Origin of the sequence: Pseudomonas asuensis (genome assembly GCF_014646755.1) — a bacterium.
In the GTDB taxonomy this organism is placed as follows: domain Bacteria; phylum Pseudomonadota; class Gammaproteobacteria; order Pseudomonadales; family Pseudomonadaceae; genus Chryseomonas; species Chryseomonas asuensis.
The window spans coordinates 223,932-238,527 of the sequence record NZ_BMNW01000005.1 but is presented as its reverse complement, the minus strand read 5'-3'; the positions used below and the strand labels follow the sequence as shown (position 1 = coordinate 238,527).

The window sequence follows — 14,596 nt, the reverse complement described above, 5'->3', positions numbered from 1 at the left end:
CTATAACCCAAAGGGATACGTCTCGTCTGCTGAGCCCGCTGGGTCTGTATCTCCCAATGGCGTAACAGCCCGCGTTTCCTCTATCCAGATAAACGCATCGAACTGCTCTGCCAGCACCGTTTCGAAATAGTGACTCATCCGTTCGGTTTCAGGGCGGTAAATAACCCCAATCGCGCGATTGAGATTAAGTTCACCCAGCGCCTCTCGAAGATCATCACGCCGAAAATCTCGCCAGTCTGTCAGTGATGCAGGCACACCGGCCTTTAGAAAATGGTGCTCCCAGCTGTCCGGGCGAGAAGGGCGGACGTCCTTGATATACATGTCCCCATCCCAGTCATCTGCTGCCGCTACGGTTCCACGGTCTGTACCCATACCAATCAGTACCGCCTCTCGTTCATAGGCACTGCGGCATAGCTGACCAATATTGAACTCACCGCGCCAGCCCATGGCCGTCGCATCGGCATTGCCCACATGGGAGTTATGCGCCCAGACGATGGCCTTTGCGTTGGGCCCACGATGCTCCAGCAAAGTTTGCAGTGTGTCGAACATATGCCGGTCACGCAGGTTCCAGGAGGCGACTGAGCCACGGTACATAGCGCGATAGTATTGCTCGGCAGCACGCACCACCCGGGCATTCTGCTTGGCGTTAAATAAGGCTTCCTCATCTTGGGCGAGCATTTCAAGCCGGTCGGAAAGCAGGGCATGCAATTGATTGACGACGGCATCTTCACACGAATCCTTTCCGGTACGCTCTACCAGATGGCCATAAATGGCTGGTTCGTCCTGCCAGCGAGAGAGGCAGCTATAGCGCTCCCGAGCCTGTTTCGCCAGTTCTGGATCAGTTTTACCCAGATACTCCAACACCTCAGCAATGGAATTGCGCAGGCTGTAAACGTCCAGGCCGCGAAATTCCACGTGCTCCTTTGGCGCACGTTGCTCGTTATGGCGGCGTAGCCATTGTGCAAAAGCTTCTACGTCCGTATTACGCCACATCCATGTAGGAAAACGCTTGAAGCCTACTGCTTTCCAATCATCGTTTGTTTGCCCGCGCACATAGCGATCAATGTATCCAGCGTCTGGCCAGTCTGCTTCTACGGCCACAATGGTAAAGCCGTGGTGCTCGATCAGGTGGCGGGTAATGGCGGCGCGAGTCCGGTAAAAGTCAGCCGTACCATGACTGGCCTCGCCAATCAGCACAACCCGGGCATCGGCATAGCGGTCAAAGAGAGGGCCAAAGTCGGGACTTTCCAAGTCGGGAAGCGGCTCCGCATACTGCCGTAGCACCTCGGTTATGCGATTTTCGGATGTCGATGATCGACGCAGAAATCGCTGCAGGCGTTCTTTGGCCGGTGCGCTCATGGTCATTACCTCGCAAATGCGATGAGGCCCTTTATCCATGGGCTGTGGAGTGCGGTTGTGCCTATAACAAAGACATGAACTTGCCGGGTGATGTTCCGGCCATGCGACCAACGTGCGTCTCCGGGCCAGTTATCGGTAGGGCTTCCGCTTCGTTGCGACATTGGCCTGGGTGTACGGTCAACTAAACACATCCTGCAATCACGAGGAGGATTTCTATGTCATCCACTGTCGAGGTGTTGGACCGAACCATTCAGCAAACGAACCTGTGGCTCGACGATGTGGCCACTTACCTGGATGCGCCTGATCGACAGACGGCCTATCATGCCCTACGCGCCGTACTGACTTCGGTACGAGATCGCATCGGGATCGACAATGCTGCTCACCTGGCTGCCCAGTTGCCTCTCATGATTCGCGGGATTTTTTACGAGAACTTCCATCCGGCGGGCACGCCTACCCAAGAGGAAACGCTGGACGCCTTTCTGAAAAAGATCAGCAGGCTCGCTTCACCCTCAGTTGATCTGGATCCACATAAGGCTGCCAAGGCGGTGTTACGCGTACTGTACGAGCGTATAGATCCAAACGAAGTCGCTAAAGTAGCAGGCCTGTTTCCTCTGCCACTGCGTAGTCTCTGGCCAGAGGACACCGGCGTGCCCGGCACCCGGGAAGGGGAGGCGTGAGATGCAAATCAATGTCGAAGAGCTGGATCAGTCCGTGAAGCATGCCTTGCAGTGGATCGCAGAGGTCGATGAGCGTATGGGTACGCGAAATCGCCGTGTGGCCATGACTTCCCTACAGTGCACGTTGCAAGCGGTACGTAGACAACTTGACCCCGATCAGGTGGCGCGGCTGGCCAAGTGTCTGCCCATTCCATTGAAGGGAGCCATGTTCGAGAACTGGCGTCCAGCAGCACCTAGTCCGGCTGCAAGCCGCAGCGAGTTTCTGGGTCGCATTGAGGAAACCGTGTTTCGCAATCTCGACATTTCTGTCGAACGCGGCGTCAAAGCGTCCATCGAGGTAATGTGCAAAAAAATCCCAGCTGAAGTGGTAGCCGAGTTTGCCGGGCGTCTGCCATTCGACCTGCGCAGCCTGTGGAGCAATGAGCCTTTGCCTTATCCAGGGCACGGTGCCGTTTAAATTTTTAATGCAAATGGCTCGATGTGGCTCAAGTTCTGACAGATCACGTCGATACAGTAATCAAGCAGGCAGCTTTCCACCCTCCTTCGCTGCCTGACTTCTTTTTCCGCCCCACCTGTTGGGGCTTTTTTTTGCCTGTTGAAAAGAGGCGGTTAAGCCTGCGCCTCCACCCAAGATGAGGCAGAGGGTGCTGCCCTAGTGGTTTGCTGCTCTTTTACGGCCTGCCCACAATGCGCACCAAAGAAGCAGTGGAAGCGTTGTTATCAGCAGAACCCACAACAGGGTATATACCGAATCAACGCCCTCGTTTTGCAGATTGATGGACAGCTTTACCGGAATCCCTTGAGGAAAATAGCTGAATACCAAGACGATGGTTGGCAGTGAAATGGCGCTCATCCGAGTGGTACGGCCACCGCTTGACCATCGCCATGGGCAAGGTGAAAGCTGGACCATGGCGTGATCAATGCCAACGTGATGAAAGGGACAACTTTCAACATGCTGTCAATGAGCGTGACGGCTGTAGTACCGAAGTAGCAGAGGCGAAGACACAGAGTAAATCTGCTCAAAGCACTTTAGAGGAGAGGTTTTTTCAGGCAACAAAAAACCCGCCGAAGCGGGTTTCTGCTGACCAAACTCGACATCCTTATCAAGCTGCCGTCCTGGCGTGGTCATTCATCCTTGATCTACCAGAGCGCTTCCTGCGCTGCTGTCCGATATGTGTAGATTACGCAAAGACGTGGCGGGGTAATAGCGTCAACTACAGGCATGCGATGTAAGCCTTTTGCTATTAGCTGGGTAAGATACTTTCAACGTGACCGTTAGGGCTTCTTCTCGTCATTGGCTCTGGCCGCAGGCGCCAGTTCCTGTTTGACGCCTTGCTCGCTGGCTGGGCTGGAAACAGCGCCTTGAGCCTGCTCATTCGTGGGCTGGTTGCCCGTTGTATTGTCTTCGGAAGTCTTTTCACAGGCGGCCAAGCCAAGCGCACTGGCCAGCAGGGCGGCATAGGCGAGAGTCTTATGCATGATGATGTCCTCGGATGGATGCGTTATTTCGAGCCTGGACCAAGGGGCGAGTTCCTGGGAGATCAGTTAGGGATACAGCCAGTCTGCTTTAATGCAGTGAGTGATAACGCTTCAGGAGTGTGCTGCATGAAAAATGCCTGGATAGTGATGTTGGCCGTAATGATGGGGTGTTCGAAAGCACCTCCATCCGCAGAGCCTGCTGATATTCCGGTCTGGTTACAGACCAGGATCAAATCACTACAAGCACTGCCTGAAGCCAACCCGCCCAGAAGTATTTCCAAAACGATCTTTGAAGGCGAAACGGCCTATTACGTCTCGCCAGCCTGTTGTGATATTCCAAGCGAGCTGTACAAGGCTGACGGTAGGTTACGGTGTTATCCCAGCGGAGGAATAGCCGGGGGCGATGGCCGTTGCCCTGCGTTTAGTCTGGATCGGCAGCGCTTGGAGCCTGTTTGGAGAGATGAACGCTCCTCCAGAGATAAAGGCACTCCTGTACAGAAATGATCCCGCCTCTGCACGCGTAAAACAATGTCTGCAAAACAGAGCGCTGTATGCCCGATCTTGCTACCAATGGCTCGGAAATGCCGTTTAGCTGAACTATCCCTCAGAAACCTTCTGAAATAAGGTGTTTGTTTTGGCCTGTGGTAAACTAGACAACTCTTTGTTTTTAAAGGAAATCAAGACCCATGCCCATGCCGAATCGGTATGGGGCAGGTAGGAGCGGCATTAGACGATTGTGTCTCGTCAGCCAATGATGGCCGCCTTTTTGCGCCAATTCTCTTTTTGTGGCGCCTTCCACTACAACGCCAAAACTAGAACAACGGGGATATACATTCATGTCCAAGCCCAAGCTTAGTCTTGCCTGGCAAATTCTCATCGGTCTTGCCCTGGGAATTGCAGTCGGAGCGCTTCTCAACCACTTCAGCGGCGAAAAAGCCTGGTGGATCGATAACGTTCTCAAGCCAGGCGGCGATATCTTTATTCGCCTGATCAAGATGATTGTCATACCTATCGTGATTTCTACCCTCATCGTAGGCATCGCCGGGGTAGGGGATTCGAAAAAGCTGGGGCGTATTGGCCTCAAGACTATTCTCTATTTCGAAATCGTCACCACGATTGCGATCGTGGTGGGACTGATGCTGGCAAACTTCTTCCAGCCAGGCTCGGGAATCGACATGTCCACTTTGGGTACGGTGGACATCTCCCAGTATCAGAAGACCACGCAGGAAGTTCAGCATGACCATGCCTTGATTGCGACTATCCTTAATCTGATTCCCTCGAACATTTTCGCAGCAGTGGCCCGTGGCGAGATGCTGCCCATCATCTTTTTCTCGGTGATGTTCGGATTGGGTCTGGGTGCACTGCCAGACAGCACCCGTGAGCCTGTAGTGCGGGTATTTCAGGGCATCTCTGAAGCCATGTTCAAGGTTACCCATATGATCATGCGCTACGCCCCGATAGGCGTGTTTGCACTGATCGCCGTAACCGTGGCCAACTTCGGATTCTCGTCGCTGCTGCCACTGGCGAAGCTGGTTATTCTGGTATACGTCGCAATTGTGTTTTTCGCCTTGGTCGTACTCGGTCTGGTTGCCAAGCTGTTTGGCTTCTCGGTCATGAAGCTGATCCGCATTCTCAAGGATGAGCTGATCCTGGCATATTCCACGGCCAGCTCCGAGACAGTGCTGCCACGCATCATTGAAAAGATGGAAGCCTACGGGGCGCCCAAGTCCATCAGTAGCTTTGTGGTTCCAACAGGCTATTCCTTCAACCTGGATGGTTCGACGCTGTATCAAAGCATCGCGGCAATCTTTATTGCGCAGCTTTATGGCATCGATTTAAGCCTCGGCCAGCAGCTGCTTTTAATCCTGACCCTCATGGTGACCTCGAAAGGCATTGCCGGTGTACCGGGTGTTTCGTTCGTGGTACTGCTGGCTACATTGGGCAGTGTAGGCATTCCGCTCGAAGGTCTGGCATTCATTGCTGGGGTAGACCGCATCATGGATATGGCGCGTACGGCCTTGAACGTGATCGGTAATGCCTTGGCAGTACTGGTCATTGCCCGTTGGGAAGGCCTGTACGATGCCGAGAAAGGCGAGCGCTACTGGAACTCTCTGCCGCATTGGCGTCAAGAGAAGACTCAGGCTTACGGTGATATCACCAAGTCAGATACTGCACAATCCTGATCAAAAGAAGCCGCTGAAAAGCGGCTTCTTTTTTGGCGGGATTCAGGGGCAGTGTGTACTGGCCCATTCTCAATACGCTATGACACCTTTCTGAGTGAGATGAAACCAATATTCTCCAGTGCCGAGGCGATCATAGCTCCGGTTTCTTCGAGCTGGCTGGCCAAGTCATCACTCGAAACCCGCATTGCCCATTCCTCTTCTTCAACCGGTGGCCAAGGTTGTTCAGGGCTGGCCTCCACCTGTTCTGTCGCGTTGAGGAAGGCATCAGAGTCTGGGAGAAATACAGTATAGCCGTCGCCTTTTAGCGCCATGGTGCGAATGCCCAACAGGCGACAGATTTCTGCCTTGGCACCTATTTCGTCACGGTCCGCTTGGCGCGAGCGCTCAATCAGCATCGCTAGCTCAGCATCCATTAGACGACCGCCATGAATCAGCTCAGGACCAGCTTGCCAAGTTTCAGGCGCACAGTCCTTCATGTCTGGCCGCAACGGGATATGTGGATTGATTTCCATCGGATAAATGCGACAAACCAGGGGCCGGCGCTCATAGATGGAGCAGCGGTTCTGGGTGTCGAGATTGCGGCAAGGCCCAACGTTGTAGGCTGCGAACGTAATAGATACGTAAGCCTGGGTATGGCCACAGCGGACGGGTATTGAGCGGCGCTGCACATGTTCGCGCTGGTTAATCGGCACGCCGTAGCCATTATCCAGAAAGCCTTCCACAAGAATAATCAGCTGACCGCCATCGGTAGCCCAGGCTTTGGCTTCCTGAAGTGTCAGAGGGACGTGATGATCATTGCAGCACTTGCCACAGCCGTTACAGGCAAATCGAGTATTCATATCGGACCCGGAGCTGGTTAAGCAAAGACGGAAAACAGGCACCGTCGTCAGAGAAACAATTCTGAGCAATTAGCGCGCCAGCCTTGTACGGGCGGGTTGTCCTGTTACTGCTCGATCATCTCGCGGATACGAATAGCCAGCTTTTCCACCGCGAAGGGCTTAGTGACCATCTCCATGCCTGGCTCTAAAAAGCCGCTTGCCAGCGTAGCGTTTTCAGCATAACCGGTGATGAACAAGACCTTTAGCTCACTGCGTACGACACGGGCGGCATCGGCCAGCTGACGGCCGTTAAGGCCGGGTAAGCCAATGTCGGTGATGAGCAGATCAATATGTTGTGATGACTGGATGATCTTGAGCCCAGCCGGTCCATCGTGGGCCTGTAAGGCCTTGTAGCCGAGGTCCTTGAGCACCTCGACGATCAGTTCGCGGACAATGGGCTCGTCCTCGACAATCAGTACCGTTTCTCCATGTTTGGTGCGGTAGGCATCCGTCGTGCCTGTTACTTCACTGTCATCTTCGAGCGAGCCCTGAAAGCGCGGCAGGTAGAGTTTTACCGTCGTACCAATGCCCACTTCCGAGTAAATGTTGGCGTGGCCTTCGGACTGACGAATGAAGCCGTAGATCATCGACAGGCCAAGTCCGGTTCCCTGCCCGATGGGCTTGGTCGTAAAGAAGGGATCAAATGCTCGCGCGATGATCTCTTTGGGCATGCCGACACCGGTATCGGTTACCGAAATGCAGACATACTGTCCAGGCTTTATATTGCGTTGCCGTGACGTATAAGTATGGTCCAGGTGCGCGTTGCAGGTCTCAATCACGAGACGGCCACCGCTGGGCATGGCGTCACGTGCATTGATGGCCAGGTTGAGAATGGCACTTTCCAGCTGGTTGGCATCGCACAGCGTGATCCACAAGCCGCCTGCAGTGGCCAGCTCCATCTGAATGGTCTCACCCAGAGTGCGGTGCAGGAGATCCTCCATCGAGGCGATCAACTTGTTGACGTTGACCGGCTTGGGGTCCAGGGGCTGTCGCCGGGCAAAGGCCAGCAGGCGATGAGTCAGCGCGGCAGCACGATTAGCCGAAGTCATGGCAGCCTTGGCATAACGGTCTATAGCTTCGGTGCGCCCCTGGCTTAGCCGGGTTTGCATGATATCGAGCGAGCCTATAATGCCGGTGAGCAGGTTATTGAAGTCATGGGCGATGCCGCCCGTAAGCTGCCCCAGCGCTTCCATTTTTTGTGACTGGCGAAGGGCTTCTTCGGCCACTCGCAAAGCCTCGGCCTGTTCCTTTTCAGCAGTGATTTCCCGTCCCACAGCATGGATGACGGTGTGATCCGGAACAGCAATCCAAGACAGCCAGCCATAGCTGCCGTCCCTGCGTAGGTAGCGGTTTTCAAAGCGCATGGTGGTGACGCCCTTGGCCAGGCTTTCGGTTTCGGCAAGGGTGCGCGGTATGTCATCAGGATGGGTAAACTCTATAAAGGAGCGCCCAATCAACTCCTTTTCAGTCCAGCCAAACAAGGCTTTCCAGGCTGGATTTGCCGCCGTGATAGTCCCGTCGAAGCGGGCTACAAGCATGACATCTGTTGAAAGCCGCCACATGCGGTCCCGATCAGCCGTGCGTTCGGCCACTTGTATTTCAAGTGTCTCGTTCAACCGGCGTAGCGCCTGCTCTGCCTCTATTCGCTTGAGCACGGCACCTGCTGCGCGGGCCAATGCTTCAAGCGTAGCGATCTCGGCCAGCTCAGGGGTATGAAGTTTCGCCCAATAAGCACCGATGGCAGCTGTAGCACTTCCATCACTGATCAGTGGCACCATCACAAGGCTTTTGATGAACGTAGGTGTGTAAAACCTTTCAATCAGTCGCGGATCGGATCCTACATCAGGGATAACTGCTGTCTCCAGATGAGTCATAGCCCAGCCGGAGATACAATCATGAATGGCAAACCGCTGGCCTTTCCACAGTGGCTCAGGCGTAATTTCGGCTGCGTAGTGGCACAGATCCCCCTCACGCAGCACGATGGCAACACCGTCGGCATTGGACAGCCGGCGTGCTGCATGGCTAACGATCTCGATCAGCTCTTCCAGGTTATGGGCAGAAGGGGCTTTCTCAATAGCCTCCGACAAGAGCTCAAGGCGGTTACTGCGTTCATGAGCCAGTTGTTCAGCTCGCTTGCGCTCAGCCAGCTCGTTCTGGGCTTCGCGAAAGAGACGGGCGTTATCGATGGCAATGGCTGCCTGACCCGCAATACCGTTCAACAGGTATTCATGTTCTTCAGTGAACATGCCCGGCTCGGCGTGCCCGAACAGCATACCACCCAAGACTTCGCCAGAGCGCGAAATCACCGGGACTGCCAGGTAGCTGCGCACTGGCAGATGGCCGTCAGGCATTCCGGTATAGGGTGCGTTTTTTCCGTAGCGGGCGTCTTGGGTGATATCGTCCGAGCGAACGATACCTTCACCTTTAAAGGTGGGGCCAAAAACGGTCGTGTTGCGCGGCATGGGAAAGTTTGAGAAGGCTTCACGGGGTACGCCTGAAAGCGCGTACAGCATGTAGCTCTCGCCATGTTCGTTCAGCACGTTATAAAAGAATGCACCAAACTGCGCATGGATTAATGCGACAGCGGCATCGGTTGCTTCCTGCACCAGTTTATCCAGATCCAGTTCGGCTGCCAGGCGGGCACCGATCCAGTTGAGAATCTCAAAACGGTCCACGTCTGGAGTGAGCGCATCCTGCGGCATGCTTGAATTAAGTTCGACATCCAACATGTAAACGGCTCGACAGCAGAACAGGCAAAAACAAGGCGAAGACCTTGAATATATGAAGAAGATGTTGAGGCCGTTAGGCGCGACTCCGGCCTGATGAAAAATAGCCGGAGGATGCGCTCATTGATCAGTGGAGGTGGTTGCCCGCTAGGCTTACCCACAACATCACCTACAGCCGATGGGCATTGAGCGCGGAATCTACTGGCAGGACTGGGGAACTGGCAATAAAGATCTGACGACCGTCACACTTTATAGTCTCAAACCATTTCAATGCCAAGAGAGGAGATGGCCTCCAGGGAGGCCATCTTAACGCTTAGAAGCGCAGGGTGACGTTGGCTTTGACGTTTTGATCGGTAGTATCGCTGCTGAGCTGACCACCATAGCTCACGCCTACACTGACTGTTTCGCTCAGGGCCATCTCTACAGCACCTTCGAGTACCGCTGCGTTTCGCGCAATCGGTGCGCCTTCCAGCGTGAACGTATTGCCACCTTCGAAGGCTGTTTTGTGCTCGGGTGTTACGTCACCAAACGCATGCCGCCATCCCAGCATTGCACTGGGCTTGAGTTGCACATTGCCAACCGAGGTCGTAGTCGACGCGCGCAGACCCAGCGTGCTAAAGGTCACGTCGGTATCCTGGGATTTGTTGTCTAGTGCCAATGTGCCGCTGCGCTCATGGAAGCTGTCAGTATATACACGGACATGGGCAAGGCCTGCGAAAGGCTCCAGGGTGACTTGATCCTGCTTGATCAGGTAGCCCAGCTCGCCAAAGACCTGCGTAGTACCTGCATCATAGTCGGGCGACAGACGCTCGGCGCTGCCCAGCACGGAAAGCGTACGCTTGGCTTCGATATCGTGCCAGGTATGCGCGGCGCCTAGCTTCAGGCTCAGGGCATCCCATTGCGCTCCGGCATACAAGCCCAGATGATAATTGTCGCTCTTGGAGGAGCCTGAGGCATGGCGCAGATCAAAGTCGCTATGGCTGTAGCCCACCAATCCGCCTACGCGCCAGGTATCGTTAAGCGGCGCATCGGCACCCAGGAGAACCCCGGTAGTGTGCGTGTCCAGGCCGGAGACGTTATGGGTGCTATCGGTCTTACCCCAGGCACCCAGCGCCTGCGTCCAGACTACGCCCCGCGCGTCGCTACCTGTCAGGTTCTGAACACCTGACAGAGTGTTGGTATCGGATGCGTGGGCGTTATGCAGGCGATCCGTCATGGCGTTACGGATCAGGCGGCTTTCTTCCACCAGCGCTGTCTGCGTAGACGCATGCAATTCATTCGATAGCGCACGGAAGGTCTGCTGCGCCGTGGCCGTGTCCAGCTGTGCAACTTGGTTCCACAACGCACTACTGGCCACTACGCTGTCCAGTCCAGCTGCTACGGCACGCTCATTACGGGTGGTAGCCAGGGACGCGAAAGAGGTGCCGTTACGCTCCAGTGCCAGTTCAACACCGTTAGCGGTGTAGCTCAGTGTGGGCGTCAGGAAGGCATAGTTGGAGGTGACGTTGGCAAAGGTGCCGCTGACACCGTCATTGGCCGTCAGGATGGAATAGCGTGTCAGAGGTTGCCAGCTACCGCTTTGCACCAGTGACAGCGTGCTGTTGTCGATTGTCACGCTACCGGTAGCCACGAGACGATCCGTCTGGCCAGCCTCATTGGTTTCAACCTGATAGACCGCACCATTGGCCAGCGTGACGTTACCATTCACGTTCAACTGTCCGACAGAGTTACCGGGCGCGACGACACCACCTTCTGCCACGGTAAGATTGCCAACCGTGCCATTGCCACCAAGGGTTGCACCTTGGTTCACGGTAATGGCGGAGTTGGCGAGGCTGCCGTTTACTGCCAAGCGGCCTTCATTGACTGACGTGGCCCCCGAGAAGCTGCTGTTACCGGTCAGGTCCAGCGAACCGGCACCGGTCTTGATCAGCGAACCGTTACCCGCGAGGGTATTGGCCATTGTGTCGTCGACGGACTGATCCAGAACGAGGGTTGCATTGTTGGTGATTACGCCATTACCGAACGCACGGGCATAGCCCCTGAGCGTACCGCCATTGATCGTCGTGCCGCCGGTGTAAGTGTTTTCCCCACTCAGGGTCAGCTCACCGCTGCCATTCTTGATCAGGCCACCCGTGCCACTGATGTTGTTGCGCCAGGCATCCATGGCGTTGAAGCCACCCAGGCTGGCATCCATGTTGACCGTGACGTCGGACGTAAAGGCGCCGTAACCGTCGCCTGCTGCCATCAGGTTCAGGCGGCCATACCCGTTTGACTCGTCGATAACAACATAGCCGGACGAGATCTCCGTGCTGGCGAGTACGTCGCGACGCTGACTGGCATCTAGATAGGGAAAGCGGGTCTCTAATAATACTTCGGCGTTGACCGGTACGACCGGGGCCAAATCGGTCGGACCTACCGGCTCAAAGCCATAAGTCAGGCGCGATGTGTAGAGTGCCTTGTCCTGAGCATGCTGCGAGAAGCGGTCAGTCGCAGGGTCGATCGGGTCCATGCAGTTGTTGATGTCTCCGCCGCACTGCTGGGTGAAGTACGCCTGTGCCTGCTGATAAGCCTCGTTGCGGAGCTGGGCATTGTTAGTCAGATTGTCGATGGCAAAATAAGTGGCCGTGATGCGCCCGCCTATGACATCGAAGGGCGAGTGCATGCCCGTCACGATTCGGCTATTGCCAAGTTCCGAGGCGCGTAGCATCAGCTCGTCAAAACGTTGGGGAACGGCATAGCTCAACGCAATGGACGAGAGATAGGCGGCATTGGTATGGCCGCTTGGGAAGCCACCGTCGGTTTCCGGGGTGCTGCTGCGAGCCGGACGAAGGGAGGGCTGGATAATCTCTTCCTGCGCCTGACGCCAGGGGCGTGGATATTGATAGGCATTTTTGGCAGGGGTGGTGGAGGCGTCGTTGCGTACCGCGCCGACCAGCTCTACGACCTTGCCCAGAGCCGAGGACTTCTCGCCCGCGCCGCTGCCCTTGTCGTCGTATTTTACGGTCTGGTTGGAGTCGTCAAATGTGGTAATCGTTGTAAAGGCGCCAGAGCCTGCCAGGTATCCTTCCGCCAGCGAGCCTAATCCACTGATCGCGCTGTAGCTCTGGTTGCGGCGGTCATCGAAGTAAGCCGCCACTTCCTGCTCATGGGTGCGTGTCTTGGACAGGTCCACTACATATTGAATATTGCGCTGAAGAATCGGCGCACCCAGCTCAGTTGGCGTTCCGGTGTTCCAGGTCGCGCCGGGTGTCCAGAGTTTGTTAAAGCCGGACAGCACGTCAACACCGTTGAGGGCGTTATTGTCGGCACGGCCTGCAGCATGTACCGAGGCAGCCAGCAGAGATAAAGCGAACGAGGAAGCGATCACACACGAACTGACGTTTGAAGGTCTCACTAACGACTCCTTTCTGTGTATACGAATAGATACAGAGCAGTACAAGCCATGCAAAGGCCAAGGAGCGTACGCAGCGGGTTTTTCAGTTCTGTGGCAGAGATATGACAATTACATTGTGCGATAACATTGAGGCAGGCATGAAAAAGCCCGGTCTAGACCGGGCTTCAGGTGATACTACGTTATTACTGCTGACCAAATACGTGGGTCAGATGCGCCTTGTATTCAGCCTGATGACGCTCGATGTCCGGTGCCTTGATGACATCGTTTGCCAGGTAAGTTGGCAGGGCTTCAAGGCCTACGAACTGCTGCGATTTGTGGAAGGGGAAATACACGCCATCCACGCCTTTGCCTTCAAAGAAATTACCTGGCTCGTCGAATGCCTCACGCGGTGCGTTCCAGGTCAGCGACAGCATATAGCGGCGGCCCTGTAGCAGCCCGCCAGTGCCGTATTGCTTGGTAGGATCGTTACGGGTACGGCCATCGTTGGCATACAGCGAGCCGTGGCCTTCAGTCAACACTTCGTCCAAATACTTCTTGACGGTCCAGGGCGCACCCATCCACCAACCCGGCATCTGATAAATGATGGCGTCGGCCCACAGGTATTTCTGGACTTCGGCTTTAACATCGTAGCCTGACTCAATCACCGTTTCCTGAATGGTATGGCCCAGCTCGCTCAAATGCCCTACAGCCAGATTGTGCAGCGTATCGTTGTAACGACCCGCGGAATGGGCAAATGACTTGCCGCCGTTGATCAAAAGAATCTTCATGAAAGCTCCCACTTAAACGGGTGGGGCGCAAAGGGGTGCGCCAGAAAGCGGTACAGTGTCCTCTGAGCATGCTTGCCGTTAAAGTAGATAAACTGGAAAAGATAATTGATTTTAAGTCAAGAATGGCTACGCGGGTACAGGTATGAAAACCACGTTGGAAGAACACTTGGTGTTCAAAACCGTTGTTGAAACGGGATCCATTACTGCGGCTGCCGACCAGTTGGGGCAGACTGTCTCAGGGGTGAGCCGCGCCCTCAGTCGGCTTGAGCAAAAGCTCGACACTACCTTGTTGCGCCGCACAACCCGCCGGCTGGAACTTACTGATGAGGGGCGCCATTTTTTGGCTCAGGTCCGTGCCATCCTTGCCTCAGTCGATGAGGCCGAAGAGCAACTGGCGATCCGGCGGCAAAGACCCGCGGGCCGCCTGCGGGTGAACGCCGCACCCTCCTTCATGTGCCACGTTATCGTTCCGCTCGTAGGCCATTTTCGCGAACAGTACCCCGGCATTACGCTGGAGCTGGACACCAACGATCGTTTCATCGACCTGCTGGAGCAACGTACGGATGTCGCCATCCGAATCGGCGAGCTGCGCGACTCTACCTTGCATGCCCGCCCGCTGGGGCAAAGCCGGGTCAGCATACTGGCCAGCCCTGATTATCTGCTTAGGCAGGGAACGCCACTTACGGTAGCCGACCTGCAAAAGCATACCCTGATCGGCTTTAGCCAGCTCGATCACCTCAATCAGTGGCCGCTACCAAACGAGCGGGGCGCTATGCTGGCAGTCTCGCCCCATATCTCCGCCTCAAGCGGTATGACGATCCAGGCTTTGGCGCTGGCGGGAGAAGGGATTGTGTGTCTGGCTGACTACATGACGCGCTCGGCCCGCGAGCAGGGTTTGCTTGTACCCGTTATGGAGGATCAGGTGCAGGACGCCTTTCAGATCATCAACGCTGTCTACTACCGCAATACTCAGCTTTCGCTACGGATCACCCTGTTTCTGGATTTCATTGCAAAGCATTTAAAGGAGCGCTTGTAGTCCTGATTGATTGGCAGCGGTCGGTTTTCAGGCACTTCGGCCAGAATAGAACCTCCTAATAACATGTCACTCAGGACGGCCACAAAGTACGCGCCTC

At 55.3% G+C, this 14,596-nt stretch carries 11 protein-coding genes; 5 read left to right on the top strand and 6 right to left on the bottom strand.

What is annotated here, in order from left to right; translation table 11 throughout:
* Window positions 1-1,359 (bottom strand): erythromycin esterase family protein, encoded by a 1,359-nt coding sequence (locus tag IEX86_RS13010; RefSeq protein WP_188866555.1) that lies wholly within the window; start codon window positions 1,357-1,359, stop codon window positions 1-3.
* A gap of 215 nt (window positions 1,360-1,574) precedes the next feature.
* On the opposite strand from IEX86_RS13010, the gene IEX86_RS13005 reads away from it, so the two are divergent.
* Together IEX86_RS13005 and IEX86_RS13000 are read left to right on the top strand one after the other, a co-directional pair.
* Window positions 1,575-2,036, top strand: a complete 462-nt coding sequence (locus tag IEX86_RS13005; RefSeq protein ID WP_188866554.1) for a DUF2267 domain-containing protein — start codon at window positions 1,575-1,577, stop codon at window positions 2,034-2,036.
* 1 nt (window position 2,037) lies between these two features.
* Complete coding sequence (locus IEX86_RS13000) at window positions 2,038-2,493, top strand: DUF2267 domain-containing protein (protein ID WP_188866553.1); 456 nt, start codon at window positions 2,038-2,040, stop codon at window positions 2,491-2,493.
* 818 nt (window positions 2,494-3,311) lie between these two features.
* Here the strand turns inward: IEX86_RS13000 and IEX86_RS12995 are convergent.
* Window positions 3,312-3,515, bottom strand: a complete 204-nt coding sequence (locus IEX86_RS12995; RefSeq protein ID WP_188866552.1) for a hypothetical protein — start codon at window positions 3,513-3,515, stop codon at window positions 3,312-3,314.
* Window positions 3,516-3,641: 126 nt separating this feature from the next.
* Between IEX86_RS12995 and IEX86_RS12990 the strand changes: the two genes are divergently transcribed.
* Both IEX86_RS12990 and gltP read left to right on the top strand, forming a co-directional pair.
* The gene (locus IEX86_RS12990; RefSeq protein ID WP_188866551.1) at window positions 3,642-4,019 is read left to right on the top strand and encodes a DUF6970 domain-containing protein; all 378 of its coding nucleotides are present in this window, start codon (window positions 3,642-3,644) and stop codon (window positions 4,017-4,019) included.
* A 332-nt stretch (window positions 4,020-4,351) separates the two neighbouring features.
* Window positions 4,352-5,698: a glutamate/aspartate:proton symporter GltP gene (gene gltP, locus IEX86_RS12985; protein ID WP_188866550.1), complete on the top strand. Its 1,347-nt coding sequence runs from the start codon at window positions 4,352-4,354 to the stop codon at window positions 5,696-5,698.
* 77 nt (window positions 5,699-5,775) lie between these two features.
* On the opposite strand, the gene IEX86_RS12980 is transcribed toward gltP, so the two are convergent.
* From IEX86_RS12980 to IEX86_RS12965, 4 genes are all read right to left on the bottom strand, one after another.
* Window positions 5,776-6,537, bottom strand: a complete 762-nt coding sequence (locus IEX86_RS12980) for a YkgJ family cysteine cluster protein (protein ID WP_188866549.1) — start codon at window positions 6,535-6,537, stop codon at window positions 5,776-5,778.
* A gap of 104 nt (window positions 6,538-6,641) precedes the next feature.
* Window positions 6,642-9,305 (bottom strand): GAF domain-containing hybrid sensor histidine kinase/response regulator, encoded by a 2,664-nt coding sequence (locus IEX86_RS12975; protein WP_188866548.1) that lies wholly within the window; start codon window positions 9,303-9,305, stop codon window positions 6,642-6,644.
* A 310-nt stretch (window positions 9,306-9,615) separates the two neighbouring features.
* A complete protein-coding gene (locus tag IEX86_RS12970) occupies window positions 9,616-12,666 on the bottom strand; it encodes an autotransporter domain-containing protein (protein WP_188866746.1) in 3,051 nt (1,016 codons plus the stop codon).
* A 212-nt stretch (window positions 12,667-12,878) separates the two neighbouring features.
* Entirely contained in the window at window positions 12,879-13,463 is a 585-nt protein-coding gene (locus IEX86_RS12965) for an NAD(P)H-dependent oxidoreductase (RefSeq protein WP_188866547.1), read from the bottom strand.
* A 142-nt stretch (window positions 13,464-13,605) separates the two neighbouring features.
* On the opposite strand from IEX86_RS12965, the gene IEX86_RS12960 reads away from it, so the two are divergent.
* Window positions 13,606-14,499, top strand: a complete 894-nt coding sequence (locus tag IEX86_RS12960; RefSeq protein ID WP_188866546.1) for a LysR family transcriptional regulator — start codon at window positions 13,606-13,608, stop codon at window positions 14,497-14,499.
* Window positions 14,500-14,596 lie beyond the last annotated feature (97 nt).

What these genes read in the sequence shown, in the direction of transcription:
- IEX86_RS12990 (WP_188866551.1), top strand. Translation starts at nt 3,642, where the DNA reads ATGAAAAATGCCTGGATAGTGATGTTGGCCGTAATGATGGGGTGTTCG.
- IEX86_RS12965 (WP_188866547.1), bottom strand. Translation starts at nt 13,463, where the DNA reads ATGAAGATTCTTTTGATCAACGGCGGCAAGTCATTTGCCCATTCCGCG.
- IEX86_RS13010 (WP_188866555.1), bottom strand. Translation starts at nt 1,359, where the DNA reads ATGAGCGCACCGGCCAAAGAACGCCTGCAGCGATTTCTGCGTCGATCA.
- IEX86_RS12980 (WP_188866549.1), bottom strand. Translation starts at nt 6,537, where the DNA reads ATGAATACTCGATTTGCCTGTAACGGCTGTGGCAAGTGCTGCAATGAT.
- IEX86_RS12995 (WP_188866552.1), bottom strand. Translation starts at nt 3,515, where the DNA reads ATGCATAAGACTCTCGCCTATGCCGCCCTGCTGGCCAGTGCGCTTGGC.
- IEX86_RS13005 (WP_188866554.1), top strand. Translation starts at nt 1,575, where the DNA reads ATGTCATCCACTGTCGAGGTGTTGGACCGAACCATTCAGCAAACGAAC.
- IEX86_RS12975 (WP_188866548.1), bottom strand. Translation starts at nt 9,305, where the DNA reads ATGTTGGATGTCGAACTTAATTCAAGCATGCCGCAGGATGCGCTCACT.
- IEX86_RS13000 (WP_188866553.1), top strand. Translation starts at nt 2,038, where the DNA reads ATGCAAATCAATGTCGAAGAGCTGGATCAGTCCGTGAAGCATGCCTTG.
- IEX86_RS12960 (WP_188866546.1), top strand. Translation starts at nt 13,606, where the DNA reads ATGAAAACCACGTTGGAAGAACACTTGGTGTTCAAAACCGTTGTTGAA.
- gltP (WP_188866550.1), top strand. Translation starts at nt 4,352, where the DNA reads ATGTCCAAGCCCAAGCTTAGTCTTGCCTGGCAAATTCTCATCGGTCTT.